This window comes from Streptomyces tsukubensis (genome assembly GCF_003932715.1).
Taxonomy (GTDB): domain Bacteria; phylum Actinomycetota; class Actinomycetes; order Streptomycetales; family Streptomycetaceae; genus Streptomyces; species Streptomyces tsukubensis.
Map to the genome: position 1 here is coordinate 426,443 of NZ_CP020700.1, position 16,932 is coordinate 443,374.

Consider the following 16,932-nt stretch of genomic DNA (forward strand, 5'->3'; position numbering starts at 1 on the left):
GGGACGGAGCCGGCCCGGTCCTCAAGAGGGCCCCGGCCGGGCCGGGGTCATGGCTTCTCCGCTCTCGTTCTGCTCCGCCTGCCCCGCAGAAGGAACGGTGTTCATGCGCATCCTCGCCGCCGGTGACCATTTCGTCCGCCCCGATCTGATCCGTACCGCCCTCTCCCGGGAACTGCCGGGGACCGGCGGCGAGAGCCCGGAGGTCACCGAGCTGACCCTGCCCTGGCCGTATGAGCCCTTCGGTTCCGTCGGCGGTGTCCAGGAGGCGAGCGGCACGGAGGAGGAGCTGATCGGGGCCCTGTCCGGGGTGTCGGTCTGTGTCACGCAGATGGCGCCGTTCACCGGGCGGGTGTTCGCGGCGGCTCCCGGGCTGCGGCTGGTCGCGGTCTCCCGGGGCGGTCCGGTCAACGTCGACCTCGCCGCCGCCACCCGGCACGGTGTCGCGGTCAGCTTCGCCCCCGGCCGCAACGCCGCCGCGGCGGCCGAGTTCGCCGTGGGGCTGATGCTCGCCGCGATGCGCCGGATCGGCACGGCGGACGCCGAGCTGAAGGCCGGCCGGTGGCGTGGCGATCTGTACGCGTACGAGGAGGGCGGCACCGAACTCGCCGGTGCCACGGTGGGTCTGGTCGGCTACGGCGCCATCGGCCGGATCGTGGCCCGGGTCCTGCTGGCCTTCGGCGCCCGGGTGCTGGTCGCCGACCCGTACACGGATCCGGTCGCCGCGGCGGCCGACGGTGTGGAGCCGGTCGAGCTGGACGCGCTGCTGCGCCGCAGTTCGGTGGTGAGTCTGCACGCCCGGCTCACCGAGGAGACCCGCGGTCTGATCGACGCCCGGCGGCTCGGTCTGCTGCCGCGCGGCGCGGTCCTGGTCAACTCGGCGCGCGGCGGGCTGCTCGACCACGCCCCGCTGCCGGACCTGTTGCGCAGCGGCGCGCTCGGCGCCCTCGCCCTCGATGTGTACGACGTCGAGCCGCCGCCCGGCGACTGGCCGCTGCGGGACGCCCCGAACGTCATCACGACCCCTCATCTGGCGGGCGCCACCCGGCAGACGGCCCATCGGGCGGCGGCGATCACGGCGGCCGAGGTGGGGCGTTTCGCCCGCGGCGAGCCACTGGCCCATCCGGCCAACCCGGAGGTCCTCGTGGCGGACCGGTCATGACCGCGGCCGCCGGACCGGGCGCGCCCCGGGGGCCGCGGACCGGACGGTTCCGTCGTCCCGCGCGGCCGGGCGGGGAAGGGGGCCGGCCGTGAGTACGGTCCTCGGAGTCGACATCGGCACGTCGGTCACCAAGGCCGTCCTCTTCGACGAGGAGGGGACGCCGCTGGCGTCGGCGGCCCGGCCCTCACGGCTGGACCGGCTGCCCGGCGGCCGGGTGGAGCAGGACCCCGACGACGTCGTGGCGAGCGTCCGGTCGGTGGTGCGCCAGGTGGTGTCGGCGGCCGGACGCCCCCCGGAGGCGCTGGCCCTGACCGGCCAGGGCGACGGGCTGTGGCTGCGGGACGGGGCCGGGCGGCCGGTGCGGCCCGCGATCTCCTGGCTGGACGCGCGCGCTTCGGAGCTGGTGACCCGCTGGCTGACGGACGGCACGATCCGTCGGGCGTACGCGTCCACCGGATCCGGGATGTTCCCCGGCTGCCACGGCCCCCTGCTGCACTGGCTCCAGGAGCACGAGCCGGAGAGCCTCGCCCGGGCCGCCACCGCCGGATACTGCGTGGACACCGTCGCGGAGCGGCTGACGGGCCGGGTCTGTCTGGACGCCTCCGACGCCACGCTCCCGTTCCTCGACCCCCGCACCCGGACGTACGCCCCCGACGCGCTGGCCGCCTGCGGGATCGCCGAGCGGGCCGGGCTGCTGCCGGAGCCCGCCGCCCCGGGGACGGTCCTCGGTCTCGACGCGCGGGGCGCCTCGCTGCTCGGCCTCGCCGAGGGCCTGCCCGTGGTCGCGGGCCCGTACGACCTGCCGGCCTGTGCCGTGGGCAGCGGGGTACGGGAGCCGGGCGACGGGCTGCTGATCCTCGGGACGACCCTGGCCTGCCAGGTGCTGACGGACCGGGTCGACCTCGACCCGGCGGCGGAGCCCGCCGGAATGTGGCTCTGCACCCCGGCGCCCGGACGGTGGCTGCGGGCCATGCCCGCGATGGTCGGCACCGCGGCGCTGGAGTGGGTGCTCGCGCTGGTCGGCGCGGGTACGGACGCGGTGGACACGCTGCTCGCCGCGAGCCCGCCCGGGGCGCGGGGGGTCCGTGCCCTGCCGTTCCTGTCCGAAGCGGGCGAGCGGGCCCCGTTCGTGGAGCCCGCGGCGCACGGCAGGCTCGACGGGCTGAGCTTGGCCACCGGTCCGGCCGACGCCGTCCGCGCGGTGTGCGAGGCCATCGCGTACGCCGCCCGGCACTGTCTGGAGACCGCGGGACTCAGCGGCACCCTGGCGCTGTGCGGCGGGGGCACCCGCTCGGTGATGTGGGCCCGGCTGATCGCCGATGTGCTCGGCAGGCCGGTCCGGATCCCGCTGGCCGAACAGGTCGGCGCGCTGGGCGTGGCGGCGGTCGCGCGCAGTGCGCTGGACACCTCCTCCCCGTCCCCGGTCTTCTCCGGCGCGCCGCCGTCGGCCCACCGGACCGTCGAGCCGGACCCCGGGAACGCCGCCCGGTACGAAGAGGGGTACGCCCGCTACCGCGCCGAACTCGCCCGGGTCCGGGCGCGGTGGAGCGAAGCCGGTCCCCCGGGGCGCTGATCACCGCCCCGGCCCAGCAGCCGGTGCGGGTTCCGGAGCCCTGATGGACCCTCGACACACAGGCGTTCCGGTATCCCCCTTCGTCCGCCCCTTCGTCCCTCTGCCGGTTCGTCCGTTCGAGAGCCACGATTCCGGAGGATTCATGCGGCTGTACGTACGCTTGCGACTCCCCGCCCTGCTGGCCGTCACCGTCCTCACCTCGGCGCTGCTGACCGGCCGGGGTACGGCAGGGGACCTGGGACCGGCCGCCGCCCCGGCCGGGCGGGCGCAGCCGCTGCCCGCGGTGATCGACGGCGGTGCCTGGCGGTCCGGCCATCTCCAGGGGATGGCCCTGGACCGGGCCCGTGGCGCGATGTACTTCTCGTACACCGACCGGCTGGTGAAGACGGATCTCGGCGGGCGGCCGACCGGCTCGGTCACCGGCATCTCCGGCCATCTGGGGGACCTCGACCTCCACCCCGGCGACGGGCGGGTGTACGGATCCCTGGAGCACAAGGCGGGGAACGCCTTCTACATCGCCGTCTTCGACCCCGGCCGGATCACCCGGATGAACATGGACGCCCGGACCTCCGGGGTGATGACGACCGTCCATCTCCAGCAGGTCGCCGACGACTACACCGCCGATATGAACGGTGACGGGGTCTTCGACGGCAACACCGGCAATACGCCCGACCACCGGTACGGGACGAGCGGTATCGACGGGGTCGCCTTCGGTCCCGCCCTCGGACCGGGCGACGGCCTGCGGCTGACCGTGGCGTACGGGATCTACTCCAACACGGCCCGGTCGGACAACGACCACCAGATCCTGCTCCAGTACGACACCACCGACTGGGCCCGGTACGAGCGGCCGCCGGGCGGGGCCGATCCGCACCGCAGCGGCCCGGACTCGTACACCGGCCGCTACTTCGTCCACACCGGCAATACGACGTACGGGGTGCAGAACCTGGCCTGGGATCCGGCGACCCGGAACTGGCTGCTGGCGGTCTACAAGGGGAAGAAGCCGGCCTTCCCGAACTACACCCTCTTCGTCGTCGACGGCGCCGTGCCCGCCCGGCCAGGGCTGATCCGCGGTCAGGCCGTGCCCCGGCCGGGGAATCTGCTGAGGCTGGAGCCGACGGGGCTGCTCCATCTCCCCAGCGGGATCCACGGCCGGCGGGGCGGGGGCCAGTACGGCCTCGTCCCCGTCGGCGACGGGACCCACTATGTCGCCGAGACGGGGACGGAGACCTCGGGCGGCGTCACGCTTCAGAAGGGACGCGCGGTGCTGCATCGCTGGACGGGAGCGGCGGATCCGTTCGAGCCGGTGGTTCCGCGGGCTGCGGCCGCCCGGCGCTGACCGGCGGGACATGCCGCAGCAGGACCCGGACCAGTCCCGCGGACGCGTTGGCGGCGGCGGGCCGCGACGAGCCCGCGGCGCTGCTGCTGGGCTGCGCGGACGCGGCCCGGACGGCGACGGGTGCGCCGTGACGACCGGCGCGTGGCCGATGCGGATGCCGTAGTCCGGGGAGACCCGGTCGGTCCCGCTGCTGCCGCGGTCGTTCTTTCCGGTGACGGCGACGAAGCCGCTGACGATCACCGGCGGATGCGGGGCGGTCGCCTCGCCCAGGACCCGCAGTCCGGCGGACTTGTTGGCGGTGTCGCCGTACCGTCCGTCGCGGCGGGCGTAGCAGCCGGAGAACAGCACGGGCCGGTTGGCGGCGCCCTTGGCGGTCAGATGCCAGCCGTCGCCGCCGTTGCGGTCGGTGGAGCAGGCGTTGTAGACGATGCCGTCGCTGTACCGCTGGAGGCGGAAGCCGTGGAGACGATTGAAGACGCTGCGGCAGTTGGTGTACGTGGTGTCGCCGGGGGCGACGTGGTAGTAGCCCGTGTTGCACTCCCCGGCCAGACAGTCGGTCAGCTGCGCGTCGGTGAGGCTGTCTAGGTGGAAGCCGTAACTGGGGGTGGCCGCGTCGGCGTCCTTGATGTTCCAGCAGGTGACCTCGTTGAGCCGCCAGCCCTTGGAGAAGTAGGTGTTGCCGTCGGCGCGGACATGGGGCTTGGTGTGGACGGCGTGCCCGTAGAACTGCCAGAAGGTGCAGCGGTCGATCCGCAGGTCGCGGACGACGCCTTCAGCGAGGAGCCCGCCGACTCCCGGCGCGGAGACTCCGTTGAACGCCAGGTCGACCAGCCGGATGCCGTCGGGGTCGGCGGCGAGCGCGGGGCGGCCCGGGACGCCCTTCTCCTTGTCCGGTATGCGGATGAGGACATCGCCGGTGAACTGGCCCGAGAAGGGCTTGATGCAGGAGGGCGCCGCGGTTTCGTAGGGCCACCGGCCCGCGTGGGCGCCGCGGACGGTGACATTGGCCGTGGAGAGGACCAGGGTCCGCTTCGTCTTGTACTTCCCGCGCGGCAGATAGACCGTGTCGCCCTCCTCCGCGGCGTCGAAGGCCGCCTGGAGCGCGGGCCCGTCGTCGGCGGCGTCGTCGCCCAGGGCGTTGTACGGTGCCTCGGTCACGTCGATCCAGCCGCGCCCGCTGCCGGGGGCCCCGGCGGGGTTCGCGGCGTGTGCGGTGCCCGCGCCCAGGGCGACCGTGGGGACGGCAGCGGCGGCGGTCCCGGCGAACAGTGCCGCGCGGCGGCTGAGCCCGCCGTCCCGGCCGCGGGGGTCCGTCCGGTTGTTCTGAGACATCTGCCGTTCTCCTTCTGGTTCCGTGTCGGCGATGCGCGGACCGGCCGGGCGCGGGCCCGGGCGGGCGGGGCGCCGGACCGCCCGGCTTCCCGTGCATGATCATCCGATACGGCGGGAGGAGAACGACAGCTATCCCGTGATGGCCCGCCCCGGACGGCGACGGCCGGAGGCGGGTGCCTCCGGCCGTCGCGTTCGGGTGGGGCGGTGATCGGCGGCCGTCCCGGAGGACGGCCGGGCGACCACGGTCGCGGGTCGGTTCACCCGCGGCCGTGACGGGTCAGTTCACCCGCAGCAGCCGGTTGGGCGAGCCCGGGCCCGGGTTGATGACCACTCCGGGAGTGGCCGCCGCCACCAGGGCGTTGCCGACCTGCGCGGGCGGCGCGGTCGGGTTGTTGCCGAGGTGGAGCGCCGCGGCGCCCGCGACGTGGGGCGCGGCCATCGACGTACCCGAGATGGTGTTGACGGCCGTGTCGCTGGTGTGCCAGGCGGAGGTGATGTTGGTGCCGGGCGCGAAGAGGTCGAGTATCGCGCCGTAGTTGGAGAAGCCGGAGCGGGCATCCGTGATGGTCGTCGAGCCGACCGTGAGCGCCTCACCGACACGTGCCGGGGAGAAGTTGATCGCGTCGAGGTTGCTGTTGCCCGCGGCGACCGCGACGGTGACTCCGGCGTTGACGACTCCGCGGACGGCGTTGTCGAGGGTGGTGTTCGCCCCGCCGCCGAGGCTCAGGTTCGCCACGGCGGGCTTGACGGCGTTGCGGGCGACCCAGTCGACCCCTGCGACGACGCCCGCGATGGTGCCGGACCCGGCGTTGTTGAGCACGCGAACGGCGACGATCCGGGCCCGCTTGGCGACACCGTGGGCGGTGCCTGCGACCGTGCCGGCGACGTGCGTGCCGTGGCCGTTGCCGTCCTGGGCGACGTTGTCGTTGTCCACGGCGTCGTAGCCGTTGACGGCGCGGCCGCCGAAGTCGCTGTGGGAGATCCGGACCCCGGTGTCGATGATGTAGGCGCTGACGCCCGCACCGGCCGAGTCCGGATAGGTGTAGCGCTGGTTCAGCGGCAGCCTGGGCTGGTCGATCCGGTCGAGACCCCATGAGGGCGGGTTGACCTGGGTGGCCTGGATGCTGACGGTCTGGTCCTGGGCGACGGACGCCACCCGGGGGTCGGCGGCCAGTCTCTTCGCCTGCCGCTCGGAGAGGTTGACCGCGTAACCGTTGATGGCCTTGGTGTAGGTGCGCTTGACGACCGCGCCGTACTGCTTCGCGAGCGCGCGGCCCTCGGCGGAGGCCGAACGGACCCGGCTGTCGCGGAGGGTGACGATATAGCTGTCCTTGACCGCGTTGGGCGTTCCGGCGTCGACGATCCTGCCCTCGCGCGGTTCGGGTGCCGCGGCTGCGGGCAGCGCGGTCACGAAACCGAGGGTCAGGGCGGCCGCGAGGGCGGCGCCGAGGGGAGAGAACGTCCGCCGGGAACGGCCGGTGTCACGTCGGCCGTGGTACTGCGTCACTGCCATCAGAGGGATCCTCCTCGTCGGTGGTGCGCTGGTGGGGGGTGGTGCGGGTGGATCGTTGTGCGGCTCCACGGATGTGTCACACACCCAGAGACGGTCAGGAACATGTCAACTCCTGCCGTCAGCACCACACCCTGGCGCGACGGCGGCGATTGCACAAGAGGGGACCGCCCCGAACTCCCCCGGACCGCCTGGGAACGGCGTGCCGGGGCGCGCACCGGGCGGACGATCACCGCAGGCAGACAGGCGTACGCGGTGGTACCGGTGGCGGAGTGTTACAGGCGTATGGCGTTTTCGTACGGCGCCTCCGCCGCCGGCCCCGCCGGGGCGCCCGGACCGGGTGCCGAAGGTGAACACCCCGCCCCCGGGAGCGCGTCGGGGGTCCCGGGGTGGCGGTGCACGGCGTTGCTCCGTCCGGCCCGGCGTCCGGAACCGGCGTTGCCGGTTCCGGACGGCGGACGGGCCGTCGCCGGGGGCGCGCATCGGTGCGCACCCCCGGCGACGGCCGGTCCTGCCCTCCGGCTCAGTAGGGGCCGAAGACGTTGTCGATGGAGCCGTAGCGGTCGGCCGCGTAGTTGGCGGCGGCGACGATGTTGGCGACCGGGTGGAAGGGGTCGTTCGGGGTGCCCGCGACCCAGTAGGCGCGGAACGTCGGGTCGATCACCTGGAGCAGCCCCTTGGACGGGGTGCCGTTGACCGCGTTGATGTCCCAGTTGTTGACGGCCAGCGGGTTGCCGCTGGACTCGCGCATGATGTTGCGGTGCAGTCCCTCGTACGTACCGGGGATGCCGTTGAGGCGCATCACGTCGAGCGCCTCGATGATCCAGCCGTTGAGGGTGCCGGCGTAGGCGGCGGGAGCGGCCTGCGGCGCCGCCGCGGGAGCGGAGGCAGGGGCGGCGGAGGCGGTGCCGGGGACGGCGAGGGCGAGCGTGACGGCCAGGGTGCCGGCGGCGGTGAGCCCTCCGGCCCAGGCCCGGCGGCGGGGCCGGGTGGTGCGCGTGCTGAGTACGGACATACCGGGGAGCCCTTCGGATGGGGAAGCCGCACACGGGGACGGGAGCGGAGCGCTCCGGTGGCGGCGTGGGCAGATTCTTAGCGGTGACGGGGAGCGCTAGCAACGAGCTCGCTGCTAAGCCGGATAGTGGAAGAGCTCCCGGCGCCGGGCGCCGCATCGCACCCGCAGGGCAACCCACAGGGAAACCTCAGTGGCGGAAAACCACTAAGAGGCGTCGTATGTGATGTACGTCCCAGAACAAAACGCCCGGGGGATATGAGGAATATTCAATGACATGTCCGGAATGCCCCTAGGGGGTAGTGGGGCCCGGATCGCGGTCCGCGCCTCCGCCCTCTCGGCCCGCGCCCGCCGCCCTTCCCAGGGGCCGGGCCCGCAGGGACCCCCACCGCGCCCCGCCACGCGGGAGGGCACCCTCCCGCGCCGGGGCGCGCACGGACCCGCGGAGCACGGACCTCGTGGAGCACGCGGGCCCGCCGCCGTACACGGAAACAGCCGGGCGTGGGACGGGGGACGTATCGGGCGGAATGCGGGCGCGCGGTACGGATCCCGGGCGCCGGGCGCGAAGTGCGTCCGCCGATGCCCGGGTTGGCGCGGAGAGCGGAACAACTCGCCGCGCGGAGCGCGCCGCCGTCCCGCCGACGGCCCCCCGACGGAACAGCCGAGGGGCCCACCCCCGTAGGGCCCCTCGGCTCCGTTCACCTGCTCACGGCCGGGCCTGCGGCCCGTTTCCCGACAGCGTGAACGTGGCCATACAAAGCCTTGCGCGCGTAGATTGCAAGCGACAAGGTATGCACTGGCCGCAGATTGCGGGAAGTGTCGACGGGGAGGTGCGCATGGCCCGGGAGCGATCCGGCCGGACCGTGGCGCACCTCGTGCTGGCCACCCGGCTGACGGTGCTGCGCGAGGCCGCGGGGCTCTCCAGGGAGCAGGCGGCCCGGGCGCTCGGGGCCCATCCCGCGACGGTCCGCCGGATCGAACAGGCGCAGACCTCCCTCGACGACGGGCAGGTCCGCACCCTGCTGACGGCCTACGGCGCGACCCCGGCCGAGACCCGGGAGATCCTCGGGCAGCTGGCCGCCGCCAACCGGCCCGGCTGGTGGCATCCCTGGCGGTCCGTCATGGACCCCTGGCAGTTGGATCTGATGAGCGTGGAGTCGGCGGCCCGGATCGTCCGGAGCTGGGATCCGGCGCTGGTGCCGGCCCTGCTGCGCACTCCGGCGTACGCCCGTGCCGTCGACGACGTCCTGCGCCCCGATCTCTCCCCCGCCCAGCGGGACCGGCGGGCGGAGCTGCTGGTCGAGCGCCGGGAGAGGCTGCGGGAGCAGCGGACCCGGGTCTGGGCGCTGATGACGGCCGCCGCGCTCCGGACGGAGGTCGGCGGCAGCGGGGTGATGACCGAGCAGCTCGCGGCCCTGCGGGCCGCCGCCGACCAGCCGGACGTGACGCTCCAGGTCCATCCGCTCGACCGGCCGCCGCACGCCCTGACCGGGATTCCCGCGCTGACGTTCTTCCGGGTCGAGGTGCCGGGGATCCCCGACCACGTGGTCCGCGAGGGCGGGCTCCCCGGCACCGCCGACGTCTGGAAGGCCGACCCGGCCGTGGTGACCTACCGCCGACTGCTCGACTACTCCTGCGCCACCGCGCTCCATCCCGACACGTCGAAAGAGGCACTGGTATGAGCGAACCGACCGAACAGCCCCCGCGGATCGACACCTCCGTCGCCCACAGCGCCCGGGTGTGGAACTACTGGCTGGGCGGCAAGGACTGGTTCGACGCGGACAAGGCGGCGGGCGACGCCTACCGGGCGAAGTACCCGCTGATCGAGCCCTTCGCCCAGGAGTCGCGGGGCTTCCTGGTCCGTACGGTCACCTGGCTGGCCCGCGAGGCCGGGGTACGGCAGTTCCTCGACGTCGGCGCCGGGCTGCCGACCGCCAACAACACCCACGAGGTGGCCCAGCGGATCGCGCCCGATTCCCGGGTGGTCTACGTCGACCACGATCCGCTGGTGCTGCTGCATGTGCACGCGATGGGCCGCAGCACCAGCGAGGGGGCGATGGACTACGTCCTGGCGGATATGCGCGATACGGACGCCGTCCTGGCGGGCGCGGCCAGGACGCTGGACCTGACCCGGCCCGTCGCCCTGGTGATCAACGATGTGCTGGGGCATATCGTGGAGTGGCCCGACGCCCTGGGGCTGGTGCGCCGGCTGGTGGACCGGCTGCCTCCGGGGAGCTATCTGTCGCTCAGCCACTCGACCGCGTCGGACGAGGAGCACCGGCTGGTGCAGGAGGAGTACAACAACTCCGGGGCCATCCCGTACATCTTCCGCGAGCCGGAGGTCACCCGGGCCTTCTTCGACGGTCTTGAGCCGGTCGAACCCGGATTCGTCTGCTGGCCGGACTGGCGGCCCGACGCCACCACCGGACGGCTCACCGAGCGCGCCGGCTGGGGCGGCGTGGCACGCATCCCGTGACCGCAGGCGGTGCGGGGCGGCCGGGGCCCGTGACCCCGGCCCCGGTCCCGGCCGAGGGACCGCAGGACCGTACGGCGGTACGGCGGCTCATCCATGCGGCCGCCCACTCGTCGGCGCTGCTGATCGCCGAGGCCGCGGCGCTGACCGGCGGCTGGGCCGTGCTGGTGGATCCCCTGGCGGGCGCGGTGCACAGCACGCCCGCCAGCGCGGCGCCCTCGGGCGTCCGGGGCGCCGCGCACCCCCGCGCCCATCCGCATCTGACGGTCCGCCCGGTGGCCGGGGCGGTCCTGGTGGTCTCCCCCGGGCGCGGTACACCGGTCGAGCGTACGGAGCTGATCGCCGCGACCGTCGCGGATCTGCTGCGGGTCCAGGCCCGGCGGGCGGACGAGACCCGGGCGGCCGAACAGCGGCTGCACCGTGCGGTGCTGCGGCTGCTGCGGGACGGTCACCACCGGGCCGCCTTCGATGTCCTCGGCGGTACGGACGCCACCCATGCCACGGTCTACCGTCTCACCGGAACCACTGCCCGCACCGCGCACCAGGCGCTGTGGCGCGCGCTCCGGCCGGGCGTCGAGCGCACCCGGGTCCTGGTGTGCGCGGAGGACACCGAACTGACGGTACTCGCCCTCCACGACGCTCCCGGCGACCCCCATCCCGCGCACGGCGTGGTCACCCGGATCGCGGAGCAGTACCGGCTGACGGGCGGCGCGGCGCCGCCGGTGGCGCTGGACCTGGTCCCGGCCGCCTGGGCCGAGGCGGGCCGGGCGCATCCCGCCCCGGCGGGCGGCCGGCTGGCGGCGGCGACGGGCCTGGGCGAGCACGATCTGCTCCGGATCGTGCCCGCAGGCCGGCTCGCCGTCTGGTCGGCGGCGGTCCTCCAGCCCCTCGACCGGGAGCGGCGCAGGATCCTCGCGGCCTGGCTGCGCACGGGATCGGCACAGGCCGCCGCCCCGGCCGTCGGACTGTCGGAGGGCACGGTCCGCGCCAGGCTGCGCGAGATCGGCCCCCTGCTCGCGGCCGATCTCGGGCACCCCACGATCGCGGCCCAACTGCTGCTGGCGGTACGGGCGTCCGCCGCCCCGGCCCCGGCCTCGGCACTGAGGCCGGTGGCGGCGCCCGCGCTGCCCGCCGCTCTGCTCGGCGCCGAGGAGGCCCGTGACTGGGCCGCCGCCCTGCTGGCTCCGCTCGACACCCGGCTCCGGATCGCCCTGCGCCTCTGGCTGGGACACCGCGGCCGGACGGCTCCCGCGGCCGCCGAACTCGGTGTGCACCGTACGACGTTGGGCAACTGGCTGGCCGAATGCGGCGACCTCCTCGATCTCGACCCCGCGTCGGTGACCGTACGGGCCCAACTGCACCTGGCCGCCGAGACAGTGGCGGGTCCGGACGACGTACCGTCGGCGCTGCCGCGGCGGGGCGGCCGCACCTATCGGGCACCGCAGCAGTGATACGGCCCGGCGGCGGGCGGCGCCCGTTCGAAGCCGGGCGCCGCCCGCCGGTGTCGTCGGCCGTGTCGGCCGGGTCGGCCGGGTTCGTCAGTGGGTGGCGGCCCGGGACGCGAGGGTATCGGCGGAGACGAAGCGGTAGTCCTGCTCCAGCAGCCCTTCGAGCACCGCGGGCAGGGCCAGGACGCTCTGGCGGCGGTCACCGCCGCCGTCGTGCATCAGGATCATGGAACCGGGCAGCACATGGTCGAGCACGGTCCGGGTGATCTTCTCGGGGCCCGGCCTGGCCCAGTCCCACGAGTCGACGTCCCAGAGCGCCAGCGCGGGTCCGCCGGCCAGGAGTTCGCTCAGCATCTCGGGGGTGCGGCAGCCGTAGGGCGGGCGGAAGACCGTGGGCACGGTGCCCACCGCCCGGTCGAAGGCATCGGCGGTCCGGTCGATCTGGAGCCGGAACTGCCGGGCGGTGAGATCCGGCAGGAAGGGATGGGACCAGGTGTGGTTGCCGAGGCTGTGGCCCGCGTCGACGATCCGCCGCACCTCGTCGGGGAGGGCGTTCACATGCAGACCGACGCAGAAGAAGGTGGCGTGGACGCCGTAGCGGGCGAGGAGGTCGAGGACCTCCCGGGTGTGCGCGGGGTCCGGGCCGTCGTCGAAGGTGAGGGCGATCTCCCGGCGGTCGCGCGGACCGTGCCGGAAGCACCGCCCCGCCCGGGTCAGTTCGGCCTCGGCGTCGGCGCTGCGCCGGATACCGTCGTGGTAGTCGTCGTCCCGGCCGGTCTGCCCGCCGCCCTCGGCGGTCAGCGGTGAGAGTCCGGCCAGGCCGCGTCTCGCCCGGTCGGCCAGGGACCGTGCGGGTACGGAGCCGAAGTCGGGGCGCTCGGGCAGCACCCAGGGGTCGGCGCGGTGGACGTCGAGTCCGGCGGCCGTGAACAACCCGTCGACCAGCCCGTTGGTGCTTTCGACCACGACCGCGAGCGGCTCCCCCGACTCCCGGCCGGTCCGCTCCAGCCAGTCCGTCAGCTCGGTCACCCGCTCGGCGCCCCAGCGCGTGGGGGCCTGGGCCCGCTCCCCCGTGTCGTCGACGATCTCGACCTCGTAACCGTCGGCGGTCCAGGCGATTCCCGCGTACTGCATCTGTACTTCCTCCTGGCTTGCCCGGGAACGGCAGTGCGCCCGGGCCGGGATGGTCGGGGGTCCGGGCGGGCCGGACGGAAGAGGGGCGGATACGGCCGGACCCGGCCGGAGGCGTACCGGCCCGTGATGCCGGGGGCATACGGGGCGTACGGCATACGGCGCAGTCGGGGTCGGCGGACCCGATGAAACGCTCCGGTGTCCGAAAAAGGACAGGAACGCGGCAGTGGAGCGGCCGGAGAAACTTCAGCTACTCCGGTTTGGTGCGTGTGCTCTTGGTGCACCCACTCTGACGAGGGGTTTCTCCGGAGTGACCGGGGCTTGCGGGGTCACCGCGTCCGTACCCGATCCCCACCGATGTCCACGAACTCTCCATCATTGCGACACAAGTACGACAGTGGCGCGCTATCCTTCGCCGTACCCCGCCAATGGTCCAGACCATACCCAAGGCGACAACCGCGCGCTATGCCCATGACCGTCTCCGTGTCACCGCACCTGCCGAGTTAACTCCCGTGCAGGTCAACGAACTTGGAGGGCATCATCAACGCACCGCCCGCTCCGCTCACCGTCCCGGATCTGCTTGACGCCCGGGCCGCGAAACAGCCCGACGCGATCGCGATCCAGGTCATCGGCGGGGGCATCCTGAGCTACGGTTCCTGGCGTGATCGGGCCGTTCGGGCCGCCCGGGGGCTGGCGGACGCCGGGGTGCGGCCCGGGGATCTGGTGGCCCTGCGGTTCACCGAGGACGAGTGGGACCGGTACGCGGTGGCGTTCCTGGCCCTCCACTACGCGGGCGCGGCCGGGCTGCCGCTCCGCGCCGACGCGGCCGACTCCGAGGCGCTGCGGATCACCGGCCTGTGCGGAGCCGTCGCGCTGCTGCGGGGGTCCGTTCTGCCCGCCCTGCCCGGGGTCACGGATCACACCCTGGATGCGGTCGAGGCCGCCGGGTCCGCCGGGGAGGCTCCGCACCGTCCGGCGCCCGGGGACCCGGCCCAGGTTGTGGGGACCTCGGGAACGACCGGACGTTCCAAGGGAGTCATGGCCTCCCATGCAAGTCTGACGGCGGGTCAGCCCCTGAATCCCCGTCCGCGTCCGTACGCCCACTCCCGGCACGCCCTGCACGCCTTCCCGATCGGCACCAACGCGGGCCAGATGATGGTGATGACCGCCCTCACCGGGGCTCCGGCCGTCGTGGCGCTGCCGCGTTTCGACGCCGAGGAGTTCGGCCGCGCCGTCGAGGAGCTGCGGACCGGTACCGTCTTCGTCGTTCCGTCGATGGCGATCGAACTGCTGAACTCCGGGGTGATCCGCCGCCGTGACTTCTCCGGTGTGCTGCTGTTCAGCTCGTCGGCCGCCGCACTGCCCGCACCCGTCGCCCGGCAGCTGACCGAAGCGCTGCCCGGGGCCACGGTGGTCAATGTCTACACCTCGGCCGAGTCCTCGCCCGCCCAGGTGTCCATGGTGGTCGACCCGGGCAGGCCGGGTTCCGTCGGCCGCCCCGCGAGCCCCGGTGATCTGCGGATCCTCGGTGCGGACGGCGCCACCGTACCGGCCGGGGAGACCGGGGAGGTATGGCTGCGGCAGCACGGGCCGCAGCGGGGCTACGTCGGCGACGCCGCCGCTTCGGCCGGGGTCTTCCGGGACGGCTGGGTACGGATGGGAGACCTCGGGCGGCTGGACGCGGAGGGCTATCTGCATCTCGTCGACCGGGAGAGCGACGTCATCAAGTCGGGTGCGCTGAAGGTCTCCACGCTCCGGATCGAAGACGCCCTGCACGAACACCCGGACGTCGCCGACGCGGCGGCGCTCGGTGTGCCGCACCCGGTGATGGGCTCGGTGCCGGTGGCCGTGGTGGTGCCCGCGGCGGACGGTGTCGACCTCGACGGTCTGCGGCTGTTCCTGAGCGGCAGACTGGCCAGGGCGGAGCTGCCGGTACGGATCCTGCTCGCCGGTGACCTGCCGCGCAACGCCACGGGGAAGGTCGTCAAGTACCGGCTCCGGGAGCTGTTCGAGACGCCGGACGCCCCCGGGGAGGCGGAGCCTTCGGCACCGGAGCCGCGTACCGAGACCGAGATCCGGCTCGCCGGGCTCTGGCACGAGGTGCTGGGACGCCCGGTGCGGACCGTCGCCGACGAGTTCTTCGCCCTCGGCGGCGACTCCTTCCGCGCCGTCCAGCTGGCTGCGGCCGTCTCCGGGCGGTTCGGGGTCGAGGCGGGTGCGGCCGTGGTCTTCGGGCGGCCGTCGCTGCGGGCGCAGGCAGCGTGGCTGGACGAGACGGCCGCGGCTCCCACCTTTGAGGCAGCCGGTGGCGAGGGAGCGGAGGAGCCGGCGATCCCGTCCTTCCTCCGCGCGCTGCGGGAGCAGGCCCACGAGATCCCCCTCACCAGCCAGCAGGAGAATTTCCTAGACTGGATGGCCGAGGAGTCCGGCCGGGACGTCGGAGCCGTCACCGCCCTCTTCCGGGTGACCGACCGGCTCGACACCGAGGCACTCGGCCGGTCCCTCACCGAACTCGTCCGGCGCCACCCGGCGCTGCGCACCCGCTTCGTGCCCGTCCCCGGCCCCGTACCCGGGCTGGTGCGGACCGTCCTGGACGGGGAGCCGAACGCGCGGATCACCCTCCGCTCGGTGCCGGGCGCGAGCAACGACGAGGTGAACGGGCTGCTGATCGACGAGCGGGACCGGCTCAGCGATCTGGCGGCCGATCCGACGGCCCGGCTGCTGGTGGTCTCCCGCGCCCCGGACGACCACATCGTCCTGCTGGCGGTCCATCACATGGTCTCCGACGGCTGGTCGGTCGGTGTGCTGCTGCACGAACTGGGGCTCGCCTACGACGCCCTGCGCCGCGGCCGCACCCCGAGGCTCCCCGAACAGCCCCTGCCGTACGGGGACCTGGTGCGCTGGGCGAACGACCGCTGGGCGGCCGGGCGGCGGCACTTCGCCGCCGCGCTGGCCGGCGCCCCGTCCGCCGTCGACCCGTTCCCGGGCCGCCGCGCGGTCGACCATGTGCACACCGTCGCGCGCCCGTTCACCGTCGGCGCCGATCCGGCCGCCCGGCTGCGCAAGCGGGCGGGGGAGCTGGGCGTGACCCCGTTCATGGCCGTCGCCGCGCTCTGGAGCGGGCTGCTGGCGGACCGCAGCGGGCAGTCCGATCTGGTGCTGATGACCCCGGTGCCGGGACGGATCCGCCCGGAGGCGGAGCGGGCCGTGGGCTGTCTGGTGCAGTCGCTGCTGCTGCGGGTGGACTGTTCCGGCGGTCCCGGCTTCGCCGAGCTGGCGGAGCGGGTCCGGCGGGCGGCGACCGGCGCACTGGACCACCAGATGTATCCGTACGCCGAGTTCAAACCGTCGGTGGTGGCCTTCCCGGCCTGGCTGCGGTACGAGAACTGGGCCGCCGACGCCCATCTCCCGGGCCTGCTCTGCGAGCCCTGGGAGCTGCCTCGCGGCACCACCGTGCCGTGGCCGCTGCCCGGCGGCGACCTCGGAGTCCCCGAACTGACGGCGGTGGAGCAGCCGGACGGCGCCCTCCACTGCTGGATCCAGTACAACGCCCTCGCCTTCGACGAGACCGTGATCGCCGCCCTGTCCGAGGACTTCACGACCGCGCTGACCGCCGCGGGCGCGTAACCCCCTCCACCCCGCACCCGGCACCTCCGCACCTCCCCGTTCCACCGCGCACCTCCCGCACCCGGCACCTCCGCACCTCCCCCGTTCCACCGCGCACCTCCCGCACGACGGCCCGGATCCGCCAGTGGCGCCGGATCCGGCCCGCCCTCCCGAACCCGTTGCCGGGCCGCAGTCGCGGTATGCCGTGCCGGCGACCGGGGCCACCCGGTCGCCGGTCGCCGGCCGCCGGGCGCATGCCCCCGGGAAGGCCGGGCTCCGTCCCCGTACCCCCGTCCGGTTCCCGTCCAGCTCAACGGCCGCTGCCGCACCGCCCCACCGCCCTGTCCCGACC

10 protein-coding genes and 1 pseudogene are annotated in these 16,932 nt (G+C 74.1%); 7 read left to right on the forward strand and 4 right to left on the reverse strand.

Annotated features, from left to right (window positions below; all coding sequences use genetic code 11):
* The first annotated feature begins 103 nt into the window (after positions 1–103).
* The 3 genes from B7R87_RS01200 to B7R87_RS01210 all read left to right on the forward strand — a co-directional run bounded on the left by B7R87_RS01200 (position 104) and on the right by B7R87_RS01210 (position 4,068).
* Entirely contained in the window at positions 104–1,159 is a 1,056-nt protein-coding gene (locus B7R87_RS01200; protein WP_006350951.1) for a 2-hydroxyacid dehydrogenase, read from the forward strand.
* 88 nt (positions 1,160–1,247) lie between these two features.
* A complete protein-coding gene (locus B7R87_RS01205) occupies positions 1,248–2,732 on the forward strand; it encodes an FGGY-family carbohydrate kinase (RefSeq protein ID WP_130585409.1) in 1,485 nt (494 codons plus the stop codon).
* Positions 2,733–2,874: 142 nt separating this feature from the next.
* Positions 2,875–4,068 (forward strand): hypothetical protein, encoded by a 1,194-nt coding sequence (locus B7R87_RS01210; protein WP_130585410.1) that lies wholly within the window; start codon positions 2,875–2,877, stop codon positions 4,066–4,068.
* 993 nt (positions 4,069–5,061) lie between these two features.
* On the opposite strand, the pseudogene B7R87_RS34355 reads toward B7R87_RS01210, so the two are convergent.
* From B7R87_RS34355 to B7R87_RS01225, 3 genes and pseudogenes are all read right to left on the reverse strand, one after another.
* Positions 5,062–5,400: pseudogene (locus tag B7R87_RS34355) on the reverse strand (glycosyl hydrolase family 28-related protein); the annotation flags it as partial.
* A 277-nt stretch (positions 5,401–5,677) separates the two neighbouring features.
* Positions 5,678–6,913: a S8 family peptidase gene (locus B7R87_RS01220; protein ID WP_045853201.1), complete on the reverse strand. Its 1,236-nt coding sequence runs from the start codon at positions 6,911–6,913 to the stop codon at positions 5,678–5,680.
* Between the two features lie 520 nt (positions 6,914–7,433).
* The gene (locus tag B7R87_RS01225; protein ID WP_130585411.1) at positions 7,434–7,925 is read right to left on the reverse strand and encodes a transglycosylase SLT domain-containing protein; all 492 of its coding nucleotides are present in this window, start codon (positions 7,923–7,925) and stop codon (positions 7,434–7,436) included.
* 833 nt (positions 7,926–8,758) lie between these two features.
* Here B7R87_RS01225 and B7R87_RS01230 point away from each other — a divergent pair.
* The 3 genes from B7R87_RS01230 to B7R87_RS01240 are packed head-to-tail and all read left to right on the forward strand — an operon-like array spanning position 8,759 to position 11,846.
* Positions 8,759–9,604 carry a helix-turn-helix domain-containing protein gene (locus tag B7R87_RS01230; protein ID WP_006350945.1) on the forward strand — a complete coding sequence of 282 codons (846 nt, stop codon included), beginning with the start codon at positions 8,759–8,761 and terminating at the stop codon, positions 9,602–9,604.
* Positions 9,601–10,398, forward strand: coding sequence for an SAM-dependent methyltransferase (locus B7R87_RS01235; protein WP_006350944.1), 798 nt, complete (start codon positions 9,601–9,603; stop codon positions 10,396–10,398). Before B7R87_RS01230 ends, B7R87_RS01235 begins: the two co-directional genes overlap by 4 nt.
* Before the next feature lie 29 nt (positions 10,399–10,427).
* Positions 10,428–11,846, forward strand: a complete 1,419-nt coding sequence (locus B7R87_RS01240) for a helix-turn-helix domain-containing protein (protein WP_233168730.1) — start codon at positions 10,428–10,430, stop codon at positions 11,844–11,846.
* Positions 11,847–11,933: 87 nt separating this feature from the next.
* Here the strand turns inward: B7R87_RS01240 and B7R87_RS01245 are convergent, their stop codons facing one another.
* Positions 11,934–12,977: a polysaccharide deacetylase family protein gene (locus tag B7R87_RS01245; protein WP_006350942.1), complete on the reverse strand. Its 1,044-nt coding sequence runs from the start codon at positions 12,975–12,977 to the stop codon at positions 11,934–11,936.
* 525 nt (positions 12,978–13,502) lie between these two features.
* On the opposite strand from B7R87_RS01245, the gene B7R87_RS01250 reads away from it, so the two are divergent.
* Positions 13,503–16,601: a class I adenylate-forming enzyme family protein gene (locus B7R87_RS01250; protein ID WP_006350941.1), complete on the forward strand. Its 3,099-nt coding sequence runs from the start codon at positions 13,503–13,505 to the stop codon at positions 16,599–16,601.
* Positions 16,602–16,932: the final 331 nt, after the last annotated feature.